The 18,230-nt window shown below is 65.5% G+C and carries 18 protein-coding genes and 1 pseudogene; 4 read left to right on the top strand and 15 right to left on the bottom strand.

The window, feature by feature from the left end; all coding sequences use genetic code 11:
• The 3 genes and pseudogenes from glyA to tyrS form a co-directional block, all read right to left on the bottom strand.
• Positions 1-155: pseudogene (glyA, locus tag ACN6PJ_RS14240) on the bottom strand (serine hydroxymethyltransferase); the annotation flags it as partial.
• Positions 156-482: 327 nt separating this feature from the next.
• Positions 483-1,136, bottom strand: coding sequence for a YbhB/YbcL family Raf kinase inhibitor-like protein (locus tag ACN6PJ_RS14235; RefSeq protein ID WP_427996507.1), 654 nt, complete (start codon positions 1,134-1,136; stop codon positions 483-485).
• A gap of 138 nt (positions 1,137-1,274) precedes the next feature.
• Positions 1,275-2,504 (bottom strand): tyrosine--tRNA ligase, encoded by a 1,230-nt coding sequence (gene tyrS, locus ACN6PJ_RS14230; RefSeq protein ID WP_427996506.1) that lies wholly within the window; start codon positions 2,502-2,504, stop codon positions 1,275-1,277.
• Between the two features lie 259 nt (positions 2,505-2,763).
• Here tyrS and ACN6PJ_RS14225 point away from each other — a divergent pair, with 259 nt between their 5' ends.
• Both ACN6PJ_RS14225 and ACN6PJ_RS14220 read left to right on the top strand, forming a co-directional pair.
• Entirely contained in the window at positions 2,764-4,173 is a 1,410-nt protein-coding gene (locus ACN6PJ_RS14225; RefSeq protein ID WP_427996505.1) for a peptidoglycan DD-metalloendopeptidase family protein, read from the top strand.
• Between the two features lie 225 nt (positions 4,174-4,398).
• The gene (locus ACN6PJ_RS14220; RefSeq protein ID WP_427996504.1) at positions 4,399-5,532 is read left to right on the top strand and encodes an anhydro-N-acetylmuramic acid kinase; all 1,134 of its coding nucleotides are present in this window, start codon (positions 4,399-4,401) and stop codon (positions 5,530-5,532) included.
• Between the two features lie 67 nt (positions 5,533-5,599).
• On the opposite strand, the gene erpA is transcribed toward ACN6PJ_RS14220, so the two are convergent.
• The 12 genes from erpA to pmbA form a co-directional block, all read right to left on the bottom strand.
• Positions 5,600-5,971, bottom strand: a complete 372-nt coding sequence (erpA, locus tag ACN6PJ_RS14215; protein ID WP_006388644.1) for an iron-sulfur cluster insertion protein ErpA — start codon at positions 5,969-5,971, stop codon at positions 5,600-5,602.
• Positions 5,972-6,057: 86 nt separating this feature from the next.
• Entirely contained in the window at positions 6,058-6,804 is a 747-nt protein-coding gene (locus ACN6PJ_RS14210; protein ID WP_427996503.1) for a DUF6776 family protein, read from the bottom strand.
• A 44-nt stretch (positions 6,805-6,848) separates the two neighbouring features.
• The gene (gene argC, locus ACN6PJ_RS14205; protein WP_129529694.1) at positions 6,849-7,913 is read right to left on the bottom strand and encodes an N-acetyl-gamma-glutamyl-phosphate reductase; all 1,065 of its coding nucleotides are present in this window, start codon (positions 7,911-7,913) and stop codon (positions 6,849-6,851) included.
• Between the two features lie 189 nt (positions 7,914-8,102).
• Complete coding sequence (rpsI, locus tag ACN6PJ_RS14200; protein WP_042796334.1) at positions 8,103-8,495, bottom strand: 30S ribosomal protein S9; 393 nt, start codon at positions 8,493-8,495, stop codon at positions 8,103-8,105.
• Positions 8,496-8,504: 9 nt separating this feature from the next.
• Complete coding sequence (gene rplM, locus ACN6PJ_RS14195) at positions 8,505-8,933, bottom strand: 50S ribosomal protein L13 (RefSeq protein ID WP_008163100.1); 429 nt, start codon at positions 8,931-8,933, stop codon at positions 8,505-8,507.
• 280 nt (positions 8,934-9,213) lie between these two features.
• Positions 9,214-9,924, bottom strand: a complete 711-nt coding sequence (locus ACN6PJ_RS14190) for an ABC transporter ATP-binding protein (RefSeq protein ID WP_427996502.1) — start codon at positions 9,922-9,924, stop codon at positions 9,214-9,216.
• Entirely contained in the window at positions 9,921-10,709 is a 789-nt protein-coding gene (locus tag ACN6PJ_RS14185) for an ABC transporter ATP-binding protein (protein WP_427996501.1), read from the bottom strand. Before ACN6PJ_RS14185 ends, ACN6PJ_RS14190 begins: the two co-directional genes overlap by 4 nt.
• Entirely contained in the window at positions 10,702-11,568 is an 867-nt protein-coding gene (locus tag ACN6PJ_RS14180) for a branched-chain amino acid ABC transporter permease (protein WP_427996500.1), read from the bottom strand. Before ACN6PJ_RS14180 ends, ACN6PJ_RS14185 begins: the two co-directional genes overlap by 8 nt.
• A 2-nt stretch (positions 11,569-11,570) precedes the next feature.
• Positions 11,571-12,452 (bottom strand): branched-chain amino acid ABC transporter permease, encoded by an 882-nt coding sequence (locus ACN6PJ_RS14175; protein WP_043544812.1) that lies wholly within the window; start codon positions 12,450-12,452, stop codon positions 11,571-11,573.
• A gap of 344 nt (positions 12,453-12,796) precedes the next feature.
• Positions 12,797-13,951 carry an ABC transporter substrate-binding protein gene (locus ACN6PJ_RS14170; protein ID WP_427996499.1) on the bottom strand — a complete coding sequence of 385 codons (1,155 nt, stop codon included), beginning with the start codon at positions 13,949-13,951 and terminating at the stop codon, positions 12,797-12,799.
• A gap of 256 nt (positions 13,952-14,207) precedes the next feature.
• Positions 14,208-15,305, bottom strand: a complete 1,098-nt coding sequence (locus ACN6PJ_RS14165; protein ID WP_427996498.1) for a TRAP transporter substrate-binding protein — start codon at positions 15,303-15,305, stop codon at positions 14,208-14,210.
• Positions 15,306-15,468: 163 nt separating this feature from the next.
• Positions 15,469-16,833: a metalloprotease PmbA gene (pmbA, locus tag ACN6PJ_RS14160; RefSeq protein WP_427996497.1), complete on the bottom strand. Its 1,365-nt coding sequence runs from the start codon at positions 16,831-16,833 to the stop codon at positions 15,469-15,471.
• A gap of 58 nt (positions 16,834-16,891) precedes the next feature.
• Here pmbA and yjgA point away from each other — a divergent pair, with 58 nt between their 5' ends.
• Positions 16,892-17,443 (top strand): ribosome biogenesis factor YjgA, encoded by a 552-nt coding sequence (gene yjgA / locus ACN6PJ_RS14155; protein ID WP_427996496.1) that lies wholly within the window; start codon positions 16,892-16,894, stop codon positions 17,441-17,443.
• Between the two features lie 19 nt (positions 17,444-17,462).
• Positions 17,463-18,143, top strand: coding sequence for an alpha/beta hydrolase (locus tag ACN6PJ_RS14150; RefSeq protein ID WP_427996495.1), 681 nt, complete (start codon positions 17,463-17,465; stop codon positions 18,141-18,143).
• Positions 18,144-18,230 lie beyond the last annotated feature (87 nt).

Here is an 18,230-nt window from a genome sequence, read left to right as displayed (position 1 = left end):
GTGAGCTGCGTGCCCTGGGCTTCCATGACGGCCGGGCTGGCGTAGTTCTCCGAAGCGATCAGCTCGATGTGCTGCTCTTGGCGAACGTCTTCCTTCTGGATGGCGGCCCAAACGTCCGGGTCAGCCTTGGACAGGGTGAGGTTGCGGTCAAACATGACGGGGGATTCCTGAGACGGTAAGAGAGGAGAAAACTGCGCCCGGGCGGGTAAACCCGGAGAATGCGGAATAGTTTACCGCGTCGGACAGGATCAATTGCTCCCAAAATGCGCGGAACCCAGGCAAAAGGCCCTGGACGGGCGCGAAAACCACGCCATCCCGCCGGCGCCGGAAACCTCTCTCAACCCGACTTGAGAAACTTTCATGCAAAGTGCCCCGCACATAAGCTACTCGTTAGTAGCTGCGCTCAAGCGCAACGGGCCCACCGCCCCGCCAGGACGAAAAAAAGGCCGCAAGCGTTGCGGCCTTTTGCGTGGCGGCGCGGATCAGGCCGAGGTGGCGCCGATCTGCTTGGGAGCCAGCTTCGGATTGAGCGTATAGGTGCCCGTGAGCGACGCCTTCGCCAGCACGTGGTTCTGCATGGCCCGCAGCGCGTCCTCTCCCGTGAACGAACCCTGCAGGTTCAGGCTGTGCACGTCCAGCGCGTACAGCGTGAACACGTAACGGTGCACCAGCGCGTCGTTCCAGGGCGGGCACGGGCCGTCATAGCCGAAGTAGTCCCCGCTCATGTCGTGGTCGTTGGCGAACCACGAGGAATAGGAGTTGATGCCCTGGCGGGAATCCATGGGAGCCAGCGGCCCGCCCTTGCCGCGCGGCGTGATGCCGTTGGAGAAGGCGCCTTCCTCGATTTCGCGCAGGTCGGGGGCCAGGTCCACCAGCACCCAGTGGAAGAAGTCCACGCGCGGCAGATCGGCCGGCACTTCGCGGCCTTCCTGGTTGACGTCGTCGGGACTCGAAGGCACGTCGGGATCGTGGCAGATCAAGGCAAACGACTGCGTGCCCGCCGGGACGTCGTCCCAGGAAAACTGCGGGTTGAAGTTGTCTGCCAGCGCGACGTGCGATTGCGCATCGATCTTGCCGAATGCGTAGCGCTCGGGAATCGACTCGTGATCGGAAAATGACAAACTCGAAAGTTCCATGTCGTGCTCCTAGATGTGCCGCAAAGGCCCCACTGCCCCTGTCCGTACCCTCAGCGTATCAAAAAAGCCCCCCCGCAGCACGCGACGCGCGCGCCGCCCCCAAAGGGATGGGGATGGCCCAGAACCAAGGCTTCGCAATCACGGATTCAAGTTAACACGCGCGAACTTGCGCTTACCCACCTGAACGACGTAAGTCCCTGCCGGCAATTGCAACGATTTGTCTTCCACGCGATCGCCGTTCACCCGGACGCCGCCCTGCTCCACGTTGCGCTGCGCTTCCGATCCGGAAGCGACCAGGCCGGCCTCGCGCAGCAGCTTCAGGATGCCCACGGGCGCCCCGCCGATGTTCACTTCGGGGATGTCGTCCGGAATGGCGCCGTCGCGGAAGCGGGCCTCGAACGCGGCCAGCGCTTCCTCGGCCGCCTTGGCGGAATGGAAACGCGCGATGATTTCCTGGGCCAGCATGACCTTGGCGTCGCGCGGATTGCGGCCGCCGTCGATCTCCTGCTTGAGCGCGGCGATGTCTTCCAGCGAGCGGAACGACAGGAGTTCGAAGTAGCGCCACATCAGCGTGTCGGAAATCGACATCAGCTTGCCGAACATCGAATCGGGCGACTCCGAAATGCCGATGTAGTTGCCCTTGGACTTGGACATCTTCTCTACGCCGTCCGTCCCGACCAGCAGCGGCATCGTCAAGATGCACTGAGGCTCCTGGCCATATTCCTTTTGCAGCTCGCGGCCGACCAGCAGGTTGAACTTCTGATCGGTGCCCCCCAGCTCCAGATCGGACTTCAGCGCCACGGAGTCATAGCCCTGCATCAGCGGATACAGGAATTCATGCACCGAGATCGGGATGCCGCCCTTGAAACGCTTGGTGAAGTCCTCGCGCTCCATCATGCGCGCCACCGTGTAGCGCGAAGCCAGCTGAATCATGCCGCGCGCGCCCAGCGGGTCGCACCACTCGGAGTTGTATCGGATCTCGGTGCGGGCGGGATCCAGCACCAGGCTGGCCTGGGCGTAATAGGTCTTGGCATTGGCCTCGATCTGCTCGCGGGTGAGCGGCGGGCGCGTATTGTTGCGCCCGCTGGGGTCGCCGATGGTCGAGGTGAAATCGCCGATCAGGAAGATGACGTTGTGCCCCATGTCCTGCAGCTGGCGCATCTTGTTCAGCACCACCGTATGGCCCAGGTGGATGTCCGGCGCGGTCGGGTCCAGCCCCAGCTTGATGCGCAGGGGCACGCCCGTGGCGCGGCTCCGGGCCAGCTTGCGGGCGAACTCGGATTCGACCAGGAGCTCGTCGCAGCCGCGCTTGGCTATACGCAGATCGGCTTCGACTTCGGGGGTGATTGGGGCTTCTGAGGATGACATGGCAGGGGGACCAACGCGGCTTCAGCCGACAAAAAGGTGTAAAAAGTGACGAAAACTATCGAAAATTCTAGCCGAATCGGCTAGGATACCGCCCTAATCATACGCAATTGCCATCTATACGCAGTTGCGGTCGCTCTACCACCCGTTGTTCACAAGATGCGCCTCGCGCCAGCCCTTGCCCCCGGAAACCGTGGCGCGCGAGGGCTTGTTCGCATCGCGCACCCTGCGAGCTCATGCCACCTGAGAGGGTATCTTCACGATGAATCGTGGCCTCCACGAACTGGCGAGTAGCATCAAGCGCAAAGTTGCTGCCCTGTTTGCGCCCGTAGAACCCAAGCCCCACCGCTCGGGACTTTTCCGTCGCACTCTTCTCGTCACCGCCATCGGTCTGTTCGCCGGCGCCGCCGCCCTCGGCATGGTGCAGCAACCCGACCGCAGCGAACTCCCCCCGTCCCGCGTCATCCAGAGCATTCTGCCGCTCACCGCAGAGCAGGTCGAAGTCAGCACGCCCAGCGCCGCGCCGTACATCAGCGAAACCCGCATCCGCGCCGGCGACACGCTGTCGGCCGTGCTGCAGCGCCTGGAGCTGGACGCCCCCAACCTGCAAGCCTTCCTGACGCACGACGCCAGCGCCCGCAGCATCTACAAGCTGTATCCGGGCCGCTCCGTCCAGGCCGCCACGGACGAACAAGGCAACCTGATCTGGCTGCGCTACATCCACACCCCCGGCAACGAAACCGACGGCCAGGTCGTGACGCGCATGCTGCACGTGGCCCCCTCGGGCGATAGCTACAAGGCCGAGGAAATCACCGAAAGCACCGACCGCCAGACCCGCGTCGCGGTGGGCACGATCAAGTCGTCGCTGTTCGGCGCCACCGACGCCGCCGGCATCCCGGATTCGGTCACCATGCAGATGGCCGACATCCTCAGCGCCAAGATCGACTTCCTGCGCGACCTGCGCCAGGGCGACCAGTTCCGCGTGGTCTACGAAGTGCGTTCGCACGACGGCCGCTACGCCGGCGCCGGCCGCGTGCTGGCCCTCGAGTTCATCAACGGCGGCAAGACCTACAGCGCCGTCTGGTTCAGCCCCGACGAAAAGAGCGGTTCCTACTACGACTTCGACGGCACCAGCCTGCGCGGCGCGTTCCTGCGCACCGCCCTGAAGTTCAGCCGCATCAGTTCCACGTTCGGCATGCGGATGCACCCCATCCACAAAACCTGGACGGGCCACAAAGGCGTGGACTACGCAGCGCCTTCCGGCACGCCGATCCACTCCACCGCCGACGGCACCGTCGAGTTCGCCGGCTGGCAGAACGGGTACGGCAACGTGGTCATCGTGAAGCACCACGGCAAGTACTCGACGCTGTATGCCCACCAGAGCCGCATCGCCGCAGGCATCACCAAGGGCACGAAGATCTCGCAAGGCCAGTTGCTGGGCTACGTCGGCTCCACCGGCTGGGCTACTGGCCCGCACCTGCACTACGAATTCCGCGTGGACAACCAGCCGATCGACCCGCTGTCGGTGGACCTGCCGGTCGCCCGCAGCCTGGAACCCGCCGAAGTGCGCGCGTTCAACCAGGCCGTGGCGCCGTACAAGCAGCAGATCCAGTTGCTGACCCAGTTCCAGCAGACGCTGCCCGACGCCCTGACCAACGTGGCCAGCCGCTAGGCTCGCGACACCCCGGAAGGCGGCCGCGCAATCTCCATTGCGCGGCCGTTTTTTTTGTCGCCGGGCCGCCCCAGGACAAAAGCGCCTCCCAGGGGGGCTGCAAGCCGGCGAAGCCTGCGCGGCGCGCGGGCATTTTTTTCCGGGCCGCGGCCTCTTCCCGGTGCGGCCGGCTCGTGGCGCGAAGCGTTGGGCGCTATTCTTCTTCTTTTTCCTTTCGAGACGCCCGTGACTTCCACCCTGCCCGCGCAACGCAAGGATTCCCAGCTCTACATCGGACTGATGTCCGGCACCAGCGTCGACGGCGTGGATGGCGTGCTGGCCCGCCTGGACCGCGGCCAGACGCCCCGGGTGCTCGCCAGCGCCAGCCTGCCCATGCCGGCGGACCTGCGCCAGGAGTTGCTGGCGCTGAACCTCGCCGGCGAGGACGAACTGGCCCGCGGCGCGCTGGCCGCCAACGCGCTCGCCCGCCTGTACGCCCAGGCCGTGGCCGCGCTGCTGCGCGACGCGGGCATCGCGGCGCGCGACGTCGCGGCCATCGGCGCTCACGGCCAGACTGTCCGCCATCGCCCCGACAGCGGTTACACGATCCAGCTCAACGCGCCCGCCCTGCTGGCGGAGCTGTCGGGCATCAACGTGGTGGCCGACTTCCGCAGCCGCGACGTGGCGGCGGGCGGCCAGGGCGCGCCCCTGGTGCCGCCCTTCCATGCCGCCGTGTTCGGCGCGTCCCAGGGCCGCGCCGTGCTCAATCTGGGCGGCATCGCCAACGTAACGCTGTTGGAGCCGGGACAGCCCCCGCGCGGCTTCGACACAGGCCCCGCCAACGTCTTCCTGGACGGATGGAGCCAGCGCCACCTGGGCACGCCCTATGACGCCGACGGCCGCTGGGCCGCCACCGGGCAGGTCGTGGCCCCGCTGCTGGAACAGCTGATCGCCAGCGAACCCTGGTTCGCGCTGCCTCCGCCCAAATCCACGGGCCGCGACCTGTTCAACATGCAATGGCTGGACGACCGGCTGGCCGCGTACGACGGCGCCAGGCCGCAGCCGCAGGACGTGCAGGCCACCCTGCAGCGCCTGACCGCCCGGACCGTGGCGAACGCCATCGACGCCGCCGCGGCCGGCACGCGGGAAGTATTCGTATGCGGAGGCGGCGCGCGCAATGCCGGCCTGATGCGCGAGCTGGCCTACTGCCTGCAACGCCCCGTGCGCGCCACCGACGCGCTGGGCGTGCCGGCGCAGGAAGTCGAGGCGCTGGCCTTCGCCTGGCTGGCGCAGGCCTTCATCGCGCGCCGTCCCGCGGGACTGCCCGCCGTCACGGGCGCGAGCGGACCTCGCATCCTGGGCGCGCTCTATCCCGCCTAGGGCGCCAAAAGACAAAAGCCCTCCGGCATGCGCCGAAGGGCTTTTCGGAAACTGCCCGAACGGTGGTTTACACCGAGAACGAGGAGCCGCAGCCGCAGGTGGTGCTGGCGTTGGGATTGCGGATGACGAACTGCGCGCCTTCCAGGTCTTCCTTGTAGTCGATTTCGGCGCCAACCAGGTATTGGAAGCTCATCGGGTCGACGAGCAGTTGCACGCCAGCCTTGTCCAGCACGGTGTCGTCTTCGTTCACGACTTCGTCGAACGTGAAGCCGTACTGGAAACCCGAACAGCCGCCGCCCTGCACGAAAACGCGCAGCTTGAGCTCGGGATTGCCTTCTTCGGCCAACAGATCCTTCACCTTGGCCGCAGCCGAGTCGGTAAAGACCAGGGGAGCAGGCGGCGCGGCCTGCAGGTCGACGGTTTCGGTCACTGCATTCATGGTTCACTCCTGGCCGGTTCGGCCATATTTCGATGAGCGGCCTCGCCGCTCGCATGGTGTCACTATAGCGCAGGGCTTGCGCAGACTCAAAGCTCCAGCTTGACACTGCGCGAAGCGCGGACGGTTTCGCCTTCGAGCACGCTGACGGTCACGCTTTCGGGGACAAATCCCTCGGGCACCGCCAGCACGCCCTGGCTGCGCTGATACTGGTCGAATTGCAGGGCCAGGGACGCGGCGGCCGTGCTCTCGCCGGTGACGGCCACCGGACCGGACTCGGCCTTGACCTGCATGGGGGCCAGTTCCACCGTCACCGTTTCGCCTTTCAGGGTCCCCGTGGCCTGGAACCGCAGGGTTCCGGCGAACTGGGCGCCTCCGTTGCGGCCGCTGCGCATTAGCAGGACCTTGTAGCGGAGCCCGCCTCCGCTGCGGTCGACCTGCACGCTGCGGATGTCTACGGAGCCCTCGGGCCCGGGCGGCAGCAGCTGTTCATAGAATGCCAGCTGGTCCCGCACGCGGCCGACCTCCACCTGGGCCGCCCGCAGCTGGGTTTCGAGTTCCTGGCGGGCCGAGCGCTCTATGACCAGTTCGCCGTCGGCGGTGTCCAACTGCCCCTGCGTGTAGCGCAGCTGCGTGGCCTGCTGGCGCATGGCCTCTTCCTGGGCCTCGGCCTGCCGGGCGCTGACGACGATGGCGTCCTGCGGGCGGTAAATCTGGCGGGCATAGAAATAGCCCGCGGAACCGCCGAGCAACACGCCGGCGAGCAAACCCGCGAACACGCGCGCCAGCCCGCCGGCTGGGCGAGGCTGGGGCGTTGCGATGGGGTCGGCTGGCATAAAGAGCATTGGCTCGCGGCCGCAGGGCCGCAAGCCTGGGTACATCAGGGCAGGATGGCGACCTGGTCCAGGCCGGTGGATTCAGGGATGCCGAACATCAGGTTCATATTCTGGACGGCCTGGCCGGCCGCGCCCTTGACCAGATTGTCCTGGACCACCATCACGATCAGCTGGTCGCCGTTGCCGGGGCGGCTGAGCGCGATGCGCAGGTTGTTCGAGGCGCGCACCGAGCGCGTTTCGGGCAGGCTGCCGGCGGGCATCACATCCACGAAGGGCTCGTCCGCGTAGCGTTGCTCGAACAGCGCCTGGAAATCCGTATCGCGGGCTTCGGGCAGGATGCGCGCGTAGATCGTCGAGAACATGCCGCGGATCATCGGCACCAGGTGGGGCACGAAGGTCAGGCCGACCTTGCCGCCGGCGATCTTCTCGAGCTGGGCGACGATTTCGGGATGATGGCGATGGCCTGCCACGCCATAGGCCTTGAAGTTGTCGGAGGCTTCCGAGAACAGCGAGCCCACTTCAGCCTTGCGGCCTGCGCCCGACACGCCGGACTTGCAGTCGGCGATCAGGGTTTGCGCATCCACCAGTTTCTTGCCGCCTTCCAGCAGCGGCGCCAGGCCGAGCAGGACGGTGGTGGGATAGCAGCCGGGGTTGCCGATCACGCGGGCCTTGGAGATGGCCTCGCGGTTCAGCTCCACCAGGCCATACTGGGACTCGGCCAGGATGTCCGGGCAGGTATGGGGAATCTTGTACCAGCGTTCGAAGGTGGGGATGTCCTGCAGGCGGAAGTCCGCGGCCAGGTCGATGACCCGGGTGCCGGCGGCGATCAATTCCTGGGCCTGCGCCATGGCCACCCCGTGGGGCGTCGCGAAAAACACCACGTCGCAATCGGTCAGCGTGGCCTTTTCCGGCGCGGAGAAAGCAAGCTTCACGCGGCCGCGCAGGTTCGGATACATGTCGGCGACAGGCAATCCGTCTTCCTTGCGGGACGTGATGGCGGTCAGTTCCACGTTGGGGTGCTGCGACAGCAAGCGCAGCAACTCGACGCCGGTATAGCCGGTGCCGCCGACGATGCCGACCTTGATGCGGGTATTCGATGCTTGGGCCATGGTGTGTGCTCTTCTGAGAACGAGGATAGATTGTATCGCCCGGGACAGCGGATATTGCGGCGGAGCGCCCGGAATGGCACCGCAACCCTAGTTCCGACCGGAGGCGATCCGCGGAGTTCCGCGGCGAGGCTCCAGCGGCGGAATTCCAGCGATAAAAAAAGCCCGCCGAAGCGGGCTTTTTGCAGGGCATTAACGCTTGCTGAACTGCTTGCGACGACGTGCCTTGCGGAAGCCGACCTTCTTACGTTCGACTTCACGGGCATCGCGGGTCACGAAGCCAGCTTGCGACAGCGCGGACTTCAGGGTCGCGTCGTAGTCGATCAGGGCACGCGTGATGCCGTGACGGACCGCGCCGGCCTGGCCGGTTTCGCCGCCGCCATGCACGTTGACCTTGATGTCGAACGATTCCAGGTGGCCGGTCAGTTCCAGCGGCTGGCGCACGATCATGCGGCCGGTTTCGCGGGCGAAGAACTCGTCGACGGGCTTGCCGTTGACGACGATCTTACCCGTGCCCTTCTTGATGAAAACGCGAGCCACCGAGGTTTTGCGACGGCCGGTTCCGTAATTCCAGTTACCGATCATGGCGTTTCCTTAGATATCCAGCGTCTTGGGCTGCTGGGCGGTGTGCGGGTGCTCGGCACCGGCATAGACCTTCAGCTTCTTGATCATGGCGTAGCCCAGAGGACCCTTGGGCAGCATGCCCTTGACGGCCTTCTGAATGGCACGGCCGGGAAAACGCTCTTGCATTTTCTCGAAGTTCGTTTCACGGATACCGCCCGGGTACGTCGTGTGGCGGAAGTACTTCTTGTCCTTCGCCTTGGCACCGGTAACAACGATATCGGACGCGTTGATGATGACGATGTAGTCACCGGTATCAACGTGAGGCGTGAATTCAGGTTTGTGCTTGCCACGCAGACGACGTGCGACTTCGCTGGCCACACGACCGAGGACTTTGCCCTTGGCGTCGATCACAAACCAGTCACGTTGGACTTCATGCGGCTTGGCCACAAAGGTCTTCATGATGGTTCCTAGTAAAAATTCTGGCCGGACCATCCAGCCAGGTTCTTCCCCCAAACCACACCAGCCCCTGAAACAGTGCCCAAGTTCATGGAGGATCTCGGCGCCTCGCCTAAGCGTTATTACCCGCCCGTGCAATGGCCAAAATGAGGGAAAGCCTGCAATTCTAACATAGCTGCTCAAAAAATGGGCAACCAGGTGGAAACGCGGGAAACCGGCCGGCGGCATATGGGATGCGCCGGCCGACGCCTGGAACAAGGGACGCATCCATCCCTGCCCTGGGTCAGGCGCCCAGGTAGGCTTCCAATACGCGGGGGTGACCCAGCAGTTCGCGGCCCGTGCCCGTCAGCGCCATGGCGCCGTTTTCCAGCACGTAGCCCTGCTGGGCGATCTTGAGCGCCTGGCGCACGTTCTGCTCCACCAGGAACAGGGTCAGGCCGTCGGCGTTGATGGCGCGCAGCGACCGGAAGATCTCCTGCACCACGATGGGAGCCAGGCCCATCGACGGCTCGTCCAGCAAGAGCAGGCGCGGCTTGGCCATCAAGGCTCGGCCGATGGCCAGCATCTGCTGTTCGCCGCCGGACAGGTTGCCGGCGATGCCCGTGATCCGCTCCTTCAGGCGCGGAAACAGGTTGAACACGTATTCCAGGTCGTTGCCGACGTTCTTCAGCCCGCGGCGGTATGCGCCCAGTTCCAGGTTCTCCAGCACCGTCATGGTGGTGAGGATGGCCCGGCCTTCCGGCACCTGCACGATGCCCCGCGCCACCAGTTGGTGGGGCGCCAGGTGGGTGATGTCCTCGCCTTCGAACTGGATGCGGCCGCGCGCCTTGGGCAGGAGCCCCGACAGCGCGAGCAGCGTGGTCGATTTGCCGGCGCCGTTGGCGCCGACCAGCGCGGTGATTTCCTTGGCGTTCAGGTCCAGGTCTATGCCGCGGACGGCCTCGATGTGGCCGTAATTGACCTCGAGCCCGCGGACTTCCAGCATTGCGCTCATTTCGCGCCCTCCGCTTGTTCGGTGTCTTCGTCGTCTTCGCGGCCCAGGTAGGCCTCGATGACCTGCTCGTTGTTGCGGATCTCTTCAGGACCGCCGCAAGCGATGATCTTGCCGAAGTTCAGCACCGCGATGCGTTCGCACAGGCCCATGACGAAGCGCATGTCGTGCTCGATCATGAGGATGGTGTAGCCGCGATCGCGGATGGCCAGGATCTCGCGCATGAGCTCCGCGCGTTCGCCGGTGTTCATGCCGGCCACGGGTTCGTCCAGCAGCAGCAGCTTGGGCTCGGTGGCCAGCGCGCGCGCCAGCTCCAGGCGGCGCTGTTCGCCGTAAGACAGGTTGTCCGCCAGGTCGTTGGCCTTGTGGTCCAGGCGCATCCAGGTCAGCAGCTCGTGGGCGCGCTCGCGGGCGCGCTTCTCGTGCTCGCGGAACGCCGGCAGGCCAAGAAGCAGGCTGGGGAAGCCGTAGTTCATGTGGCGGTACGCGCCGACGACCACGTTTTCCAGCAGCGTCATCTCCTTGAAGAGACGGATGTTCTGGAATGTGCGCGCGATCCCCATGCGGGTGATGCTGTGCGGCTTCTTGCGCAGCACGCTCTCGCCCTTGAAGGTGATCGAGCCGCCGCTGGGCGGCAGCAGGCCGGTGATCAGATTGAACACCGTGGTCTTGCCGGCGCCGTTGGGCCCGATCAGGCCGAAGATGGCGCCCTCGGGCACGGACAGGCTGACATCATGCAGCACGTGCAGGCCGCCGAAACTCTTGGAGACGGAGGAGAGCTCAAGCATGGCGCTTGCCTCCTTGACGCATCCAGCGCTTGAAGCGCGCCGGATCCCAGATGCCTTGCGGCAGGAACAACACAATCACCACCAGGATCACTCCGTTGAGGACAAGGCGGAAATCCGCGAAGCCGCGCAGCAGTTCAGGCAGCACCGTAATGATGAAGCTGCCCAGCACGGGGCCGGTCAGGCCCCCGATGCCGCCCAGGATCGCCATGGTCAGGATTTCCACGCCACGGTCGAAGCCGTATTCGTTGGGGCCGATGAAGAAGGTCAGGTGGGCGTTGAGCGCGCCGGCCAGGCCGGCGATCATGGCGCCCGCCACGAAGGCCAGCATCTTGTTGGCCCGCACGTCGATGCCCATCAGGCCCGCCGCGGTCTCGTCGCCGCGGATGGCGTCGAAGGCGCGGCCGACCTTGGAAGCGCGGACGCGCCACAGCACGAACAGAACGATGACCACCGCCAGGACCACGTGCCACCACTGAGTCAGCTGCGGAATGCCGTTGAGCCCCAGCGCGCCGCCGGTGATCGACTCGGTGTTCAGCACCGTCACGCGCACCACTTCGCCGAAGCCCAGGGTGGCCATGGCGAGGTAGACCCCGGACAGCCGCAGGGTGGGAAGGCCGATCAGGGCCGCCACCAGCGCGGGCGCAGCCATGCCGCCCGCCAGCGCGACCGTGAACGGCGCATCGTAGTTCATGGTGAGCAGCGCGGCGGTGTACGCCCCGATGCCCATGAAGGCCGCGTTGGCCATGGCCAGCATGCCGCAGGCCAGCGTCAGCCAGATGGAAAGGGCCAACAGTGCGTTGGTGCCCAGCGTGAGCACCAGGTTGCCATAGATGGCCCAGAAATTTTCGAATCCGCTCATACTCAAGCCTTGCGTTGAACCACTTTGCCGAACAGACCTTGCGGGCGCACCAGCAGGATCAGGAACAGCAGGCCGAATGCCACGGCGTCGCGCATGGTGGAGCCGATGTACGCCACCGACAGCACTTCGGCGAAGCCCAGGAAGAGACCGCCCAGCATGGCGCCGCGAATGTCGCCCATGCCGCCCAGGATGATGACCGCGATGCCCTTGTGCAGCATCGGCTGGCCCATCAGCGGGAAAAGCGCGTTCGAGTACAGACCGATCAGCACGCCGGCCACCCCGCCCAGCGCGGCGGCGGCGAACGAGGTGGTGACGAACAGGCGCTCGACGTTGATGCCCAGCAGCCAGGCGGCCTTGGGCGATTCGGCGATGGCGCGCAGCGCGCGGCCGAACTGGGTGCGGCGCATGACGAACATCAGCACGGCCATGAGCGCGAACGACAGGAAGATGATGCCCAGTTCGATGACGGTCAGGTGCAGGCCGGCGATCTCGATCACCTCCTCCGGCACGGTGCCGTGCGGGAAGCGCAGGTTGCTGGCGCCGAAGATGCCCTGGGCGCCGTTGTTCAGGATGATGCCCACCCCGATGGTGGCGATCATGGGGATCAGGTGGGGCGCATTGCGCTTGCGCAGCGGCTTGAGCACGAGGTAGTCGATGATGACCCCGGTGAAGCCGGCGACGAAGAAGGCGACCATCAGCGCGGCCCACAGGGGCAGGCTGAACTGCTGCACCACGGTCAGGGCCGCGTAGGCACCAACCATGAAAACGGCGCCATGCGCCAGGTTGATCACCCCGAGCACGCCGAAGACCAGCGTGAAGCCCAGCGCGAACAGTGCATACACACAGCCCAGCGACAAGGCGTTGACGAATTGTTGTTCCAACATGATGGGACGTTCCGAAAAAAAAGCTTCCACGCGGCGTCCTATGCGTGGGCCGATTGCCCCCTACTGAAGGGGCGGACTTGCATCCTGGGACCTACTGGTGACAACCAGGTACAGGGCCTCCACGCCGCTCCCCTGGCGTGGAACTTCCGCCGTGCCCCTCGGAGGGGCTTTTTCGTCTTGGGAAGGCCCTGAAATCAAAAAAACGCCCCCGCGCCACTCAGGCTTCGCCCGTTTGCCGTCCCCTGAGGGGGGCTTTTTACTGTGGGGCGGCCCTGCGGCAAAAACGCCTTGCGGACGGCATTGGGCTCGTCCGCAAGGCGCCCCCGCGCGGGATGCGTGCCTGCTTACTTCTCGATGACGTACTTGCCGTCCTTGGTCACGCTGACGATCGGCGCCTGGTCGGCGTCGTAGCCGGCGGGCTTGCCGGCGCGGTCGGTGGCCTGGCGGAACTTGAACGCGCCGGTGGCGCCCGTCCAGGTCACGGCGGGCAGCGCATCGCGCAGGGCCGCGCGGTCCTTGGCCAGTTCGCCGGAGAGCTTGACGTTCTTCAGGGCCTGGGCCGCGATGTACATGGCGTCGTACGACTGGGCCGCGAACTGGTCGGGCGCGCCGTTGAACTTGGCCTTGTAGGCGTCGATGAACTTGACGTTCTCGGGGGCCTTGTTCTCGATGGACCACGGGCTGCCGATCCACAGATTGTTCGATGCGCTGCCCGGGGCCAGGTCGAAAATCTTGACGGAGTTCATGCCGTTGCCGCCGATGACGGGCACGTTCAGGCCGAGCTGGCGGGCCTGGACCATGATCGGGGCGCCTTCGGCCAGCAGTGCGGACAGCACGATGGCGTCGGGGTTGGTGCCCTTGATCTTGGTGAGCTGGGCCTTGAAGTCCACGTCGCCCTTGGCGAACGTTTCGGTCGTGGTGACCGGGATCTTCTGGTCTTCCAGGGCCTTCTTGAAGTTGTCGTAGCCGCTCTTGGTGAAGACGTCGTCGTTGCCGTAGAGCACCGCCACGTTCTTCAGGCCGGTCTTGGCCTTGACGGTGGAGATGGTGGCGGGCAGCACGTCGGCTTCGGTGACCGAGTTGCGGAACACGTAGTTGCCGATGGAGGTGATGCCGTCGGCGGTGTTGGAGGTGCCGAAGGCGACCGTCTTGGCGGCCTGGGCGATCGGGTCGGCGGCCTGGGCCGAGTTCGACAGCGTGGGGCCGAAGACCATCAGGACGTTGTCCTTGAAGATCAGCTTCTTGAAGACGTTGATCGCTTCTTCTTTCTTGCCTTGCTCGTCTTCGATCACGAGGACGATCTTGTTGCCGTTGATGCCGCCCGCGGCGTTGATTTCATCAGCGGCGAGCTGGAAACCGTTGCGGATCGACACGCCGTATTGGGCGGCGCCGCCGGACAGGGCTTCCGCCACGCCCACTTTGATGTCAGCCGCGTGGGCAGCCGGGACGACACCGGCGGCGATCAGCGCGGCCAGCAGCTTCTTGGTCTTGGATTGCATGGTTGGTACCACCTTAAAGTCTGTCTCGGAATATTGGTAATCCGGGCTGATGTAATCCTGCCGGATTGACGTCGGATGCCGCCTAAAGGCGTCATGTTTGCGCGTCAAGACCCGGGATATTACTCCTTTGTATCAGGCCGATACTCGAATGCCGTTCAACAAAAGCCTACAAACCGCCCATTTTTTTGTAAAAAATGCGGGGTTACTAGCAAAAACCCTAACGTTCGCCGAATGCCATTCAGCCTCGGCGAGCGCCCTATATTCTGCCCGATAGCGCGACGCCGAGGTACTGGCCGTAAGCGCTTTCGGTGAGGCGGAACCAGGGCATTTCGCTGTCGCGAAATCCCATGTAACTATCATGCATCGCCTTGAACTTGGGGTCTTTGGCGCCCAAGTCCTGGTAGACCTGCTGCGTGGCCTCGAACGCCACGTCCATGACGGACCGCGGAAATGCCCGGATTTGCGCGCCATTGGCGGCCAGTTGCGCGAGGGTGCCCGGATTGCGGGCATCGTAGCGGGCGGTCGAGGCGGCATGCGCGGCCTGGGCGGCGGCGTCCACCACCGCCTGGTAGTTCTTGGGCAAGGCGTTCCAGGCTTCGTCGTTGATATAAAGCGAGAGCTGCTCGCCGCCCGCCCACCATCCGGGTGCGTAGTAATACTTAGCTACTTTATTCAGGCCTAGCTTGTCGTCGTCGTAGGCGCCCGCCCCGGCCACCGCCTGCAGCCCTTCCTTCTCGAAGGCCTCGGCGAGCTTGGCCATGTCCGCCTGTTGCGGAACCACGCCCAGGCGCGCCAGCACCTCGCCGGCCAGGCCGCCCACGCGCATTTTCAGGTCCTTGAGATCCCCCGGGCGCTTGATTTCCTTGTTGTACCAGCCGCCCATCTGGGCGCCGGTATTGCCCAGCGGGAAGTTGATGATCTTCTCGGGCTTGAAGAGCTCGCGCGTCAGGCGCAGGCCACCCCCTTCGCTCATCCAGGCGTTCATCTGCCGCGCGTTCAGCCCGAAGGGCACGGCGGCGTCGAAGCAGAATATGGGATTCTTGGCGTAGTAGGCGCGGGAGGAAACATGGCCGCACTCCACTTTCTTGGTGGATACCGCTTCCATCAGGTCCGCGGCGGACACGATCTCGCCTTCGGGAAAGTGGCGGATATTGAATTTCCCGCCCGTGGCTTCCGAGACAAACTTGCAGAAGCTTTCGCCGGTGCCGATGCGCAAGTCCAGCGCGCTGGGAAATCCGGACGACAGGCGCCAACTCACGGACGGCATGTCCTGGGCGAACGCGGGCGTACTTACGGCGGCTCCGGTTGCGACGGCGCCCAGCCCGGCGCGCTTCAAGAATGAACGTCGTTGCATCTCTTTGCTCCTTTACAGCGACACCTGGGACATCAAGCGATACCCGCCGGATATTACACGCCGAGATGGGGCCGGAGCGGAAGCCCCGATCCGGTAAGGGATTGCAAAGACCGGATGGGGCAAGGGATGCGCGGCGGCGGCCGCGCCACCGCCGCAGACGGGATCAGATCCCGGCGATCGCCATTTCTTCGATGAGGATCGAACCGGTGGTCTTGGTTCCGCGCGAAATGGTGTCCGCGCCGACCGCGACGATCTGCTTGAACATATCTGCCAGGTTGCCCGCGATGGTGACTTCCTGCACCGCGTGCTGGATCTTGCCGTTTTCGACCCAGTAGCCGAACGCGCCGCGCGAGTAATCGCCCGTCACGTAGTTGACGCCCTGGCCGATGAGTTCGGTGACCAGGAAACCCGTGCCCAGCTTCTTGAGCATGGCTTCGAAGTCGTCGCCGCGACGGGTCAGCGTGGAGCTGAACACCAGGTTGTGCGACCCGCCGGCGTTGCCCGTGGTCGCCATGCCCAGCTTGCGGGCCGTGTAGGACGACAGGAAGTAGCCTTCCAGGACGCCGGCCGAAACCACATTGCGGCGGCGCGTGCGCACGCCCTCGTCGTCGAAGGGCGAGCTGCCCATGGCGCCGGGAATGTGCGGATCCTCGGTCAGGTTGATGTGTTCGGGGAAGATCGGCTTGCCCAGCGCGTCGACCAGGAAGCTGGCCTTGCGGTACAGCGCGCCGCCGTTGGCGGCCTGCGTCAGGGCGCCGACCAGGCCCAGCGCCAGGGGCGCCTCGAACAGGACCGGGAACTTGCCCGTGCGAATGCGGCGCGCCGACAGGCGCGACAGCGTGCGCTCCGCGGCATAGCGGCCGATGGCCTCGGGCGAGGCCAGCCTGGCCGGGTCGCGCTCGGAGGTGTACCAGTAGTCGCGCTGCATGCCATTGCCGCGGCCGGCGATGGGCGCCACCGACAGGCTGTGGCGGGAGTACGGATAGCCGCCCAGGAAGCCCCGCGTGTTGCCCATCACGAACTGGCCTTCGTAGGTGCCCACGGTGGCGCCGTCGGTGTTGGTGATGCGGGGGTCGACCTCGCGGGCGGCGCGCTCGGCGCGCAGCGCCAGCTCGGCCGCCTCTTCGGTGGACACGCTCCAGGCGTGGTGCAGGTCCAGGTCGGGGAATTCGGTTGCCAGCTGATCGGCGTCCGGCAAGCCGGCGGCCGGGTCGGCGGCGGTGTGGCGGGCGATATGCCAGGCGGCTTCCACCGTCTGGCGCAGCGCCGCTTCGGAGAAGTCGGACGTGGAGGCGGAACCGCGGCTCTGGCCGGCGTAGACCGTCAGGTCCAGCGAACGGTCGCGGGTCTGTTCGACGGTTTCGATGTCGTTCTTGCGGACGGAGACCGACAGGCCCAGGCTTTCCGAAACTTCCGCAGCGGCGTCGGAGGCGCCGATCTGGCGCGCGTAGGCGAGGGTTTGTTCGACGAGTTCGGAAAAACGCGCGTGATTCGCCGCCAGCGGCAAAGATGAGGAGGATTTAACCATTGCTGTCCAATTTGCAGAGACGGTTATCATAGCCAAGTCTGTCAACGCGCAGTTTTCCATGAATTCCCATACCGAAGAAGAATCCGTCGACGACGGCTACGACGAGAACGGCTACGACCGCCCCAGCAAGTCCCAGATCAAGCGCGAAATGCACGCCCTGCTGGACCTGGGCAAGCAGCTGATCGAACTGTCCCCCGAACGTCTCAAGCAACTGCCCCTGGAAGAGCGCCTCTACGAGGCGATCCGCGTGGCGCAGCGCACCACCGGGCGCGAGGGCAAGCGCCGCCAGGTTCACTTCGTGGGCAAACTGATGCGGGACGCGCCCGCGGATGAAATCCGCGCGCAGCTGGACGTCTGGGAAAACGGCTCGCGCGAGGAAACCGCAGCCATGCACCGGCTGGAGACGCTGCGCGACCGCCTCCTGGACGACGACGACGCCCTCACCCGGCTGCTCAACAACAATCCGCAGGCGGATGCCCAGCAGTTGCGCGCCCTGATCCGCGCCGCCCGCAAGGAGCGGCTGGCCAACGCCTCGCTGCTGCAGGGCCAGGAACCCCAGAAGAAGCACTACCGCGCGCTGTTCCAGGCCTTGAAGGCCCTCACCCCCTGATTTTCACGTCCTTCCGTCCATGAACGCTCCGACCGACCTGCTCGATTGCATCGAGATCGAAACCGCCTCCAACCCCACCCACGCCGTGATCTGGCTGCACGGCCTGGGGGCCGACGGCAACGACTTCGCGCCCATCGTGCCGGAACTGGACCTGCCCGCCGGCGCGTCCGTGCGCTTCGTGTTCCCCAACGCGCCGGTGCAGCGCGTAACGATCAACAACGGCATGGCAATGCGCTCCTGGTACGACATCCTGGTGATGGACCTGGTGCGCGTCGAGGACGGCCGCGGCATCCGCGCCTCGGAAGCCGCGATCCGCAAGCTGATCGCGCGCGAGAACGCCCGCGGCATCCCGACGTCGAAGATCGTGCTGGCCGGATTCTCGCAGGGCTGCGCCATGACCCTGCACACGGGCATCCGCCTGCCCGAGAAACTGGCAGGCATGATGGGCCTGTCGGGCTACCTGCCCCTCATGGACACGGCCGAGAGCGAACGCCACCCGGCCAATCAGGACACGCCGATTTTCCTGGCTCATGGCCAATACGACCCGGTGGTGCCGCTGGCTCGGGCCCAGGCCTCGCTGGCCGAGCTGCAGCGCCTGGGCTACGGCGTCAGCTGGCACACCTACCCGATGCCGCACTCGGTCTGCGCCGAGGAAGTGCGGGATATCTCGGCGTTCCTGAACAAGGTGCTGGCCGCCTGACGCGGCCGCCCGCAGGCCGCGCGCCCCGCCCGCAGGAAGGGCGCGGCGCACAGGCATCGATCCGCGCGACCCCTGGCCCGGCGCGCG

Origin of the sequence: Achromobacter sp., assembly GCF_050285585.1 — a bacterium.
In the GTDB taxonomy this organism is placed as follows: Bacteria; Pseudomonadota; Gammaproteobacteria; order Burkholderiales; family Burkholderiaceae_B; genus Achromobacter.
Note: the sequence above shows the minus strand (reverse complement) of the source record. Positions and strands in the feature narration are given on the sequence as shown.

What these genes read in the sequence shown, in the direction of transcription:
- ACN6PJ_RS14235 (WP_427996507.1), bottom strand. Translation starts at nt 1,136, where the DNA reads ATGGAACTTTCGAGTTTGTCATTTTCCGATCACGAGTCGATTCCCGAG.
- tyrS (WP_427996506.1), bottom strand. Translation starts at nt 2,504, where the DNA reads ATGTCATCCTCAGAAGCCCCAATCACCCCCGAAGTCGAAGCCGATCTG.
- ACN6PJ_RS14225 (WP_427996505.1), top strand. Translation starts at nt 2,764, where the DNA reads ATGAATCGTGGCCTCCACGAACTGGCGAGTAGCATCAAGCGCAAAGTT.
- erpA (WP_006388644.1), bottom strand. Translation starts at nt 5,971, where the DNA reads ATGAATGCAGTGACCGAAACCGTCGACCTGCAGGCCGCGCCGCCTGCT.
- ACN6PJ_RS14210 (WP_427996503.1), bottom strand. Translation starts at nt 6,804, where the DNA reads ATGCCAGCCGACCCCATCGCAACGCCCCAGCCTCGCCCAGCCGGCGGG.
- argC (WP_129529694.1), bottom strand. Translation starts at nt 7,913, where the DNA reads ATGGCCCAAGCATCGAATACCCGCATCAAGGTCGGCATCGTCGGCGGC.
- rpsI (WP_042796334.1), bottom strand. Translation starts at nt 8,495, where the DNA reads ATGATCGGTAACTGGAATTACGGAACCGGCCGTCGCAAAACCTCGGTG.
- rplM (WP_008163100.1), bottom strand. Translation starts at nt 8,933, where the DNA reads ATGAAGACCTTTGTGGCCAAGCCGCATGAAGTCCAACGTGACTGGTTT.
- ACN6PJ_RS14190 (WP_427996502.1), bottom strand. Translation starts at nt 9,924, where the DNA reads ATGAGCGCAATGCTGGAAGTCCGCGGGCTCGAGGTCAATTACGGCCAC.
- ACN6PJ_RS14185 (WP_427996501.1), bottom strand. Translation starts at nt 10,709, where the DNA reads ATGCTTGAGCTCTCCTCCGTCTCCAAGAGTTTCGGCGGCCTGCACGTG.
- ACN6PJ_RS14180 (WP_427996500.1), bottom strand. Translation starts at nt 11,568, where the DNA reads ATGAGCGGATTCGAAAATTTCTGGGCCATCTATGGCAACCTGGTGCTC.
- ACN6PJ_RS14175 (WP_043544812.1), bottom strand. Translation starts at nt 12,452, where the DNA reads ATGTTGGAACAACAATTCGTCAACGCCTTGTCGCTGGGCTGTGTGTAT.
- ACN6PJ_RS14170 (WP_427996499.1), bottom strand. Translation starts at nt 13,951, where the DNA reads ATGCAATCCAAGACCAAGAAGCTGCTGGCCGCGCTGATCGCCGCCGGT.
- ACN6PJ_RS14165 (WP_427996498.1), bottom strand. Translation starts at nt 15,305, where the DNA reads ATGCAACGACGTTCATTCTTGAAGCGCGCCGGGCTGGGCGCCGTCGCA.
- pmbA (WP_427996497.1), bottom strand. Translation starts at nt 16,833, where the DNA reads ATGGTTAAATCCTCCTCATCTTTGCCGCTGGCGGCGAATCACGCGCGT.
- yjgA (WP_427996496.1), top strand. Translation starts at nt 16,892, where the DNA reads ATGAATTCCCATACCGAAGAAGAATCCGTCGACGACGGCTACGACGAG.
- ACN6PJ_RS14150 (WP_427996495.1), top strand. Translation starts at nt 17,463, where the DNA reads ATGAACGCTCCGACCGACCTGCTCGATTGCATCGAGATCGAAACCGCC.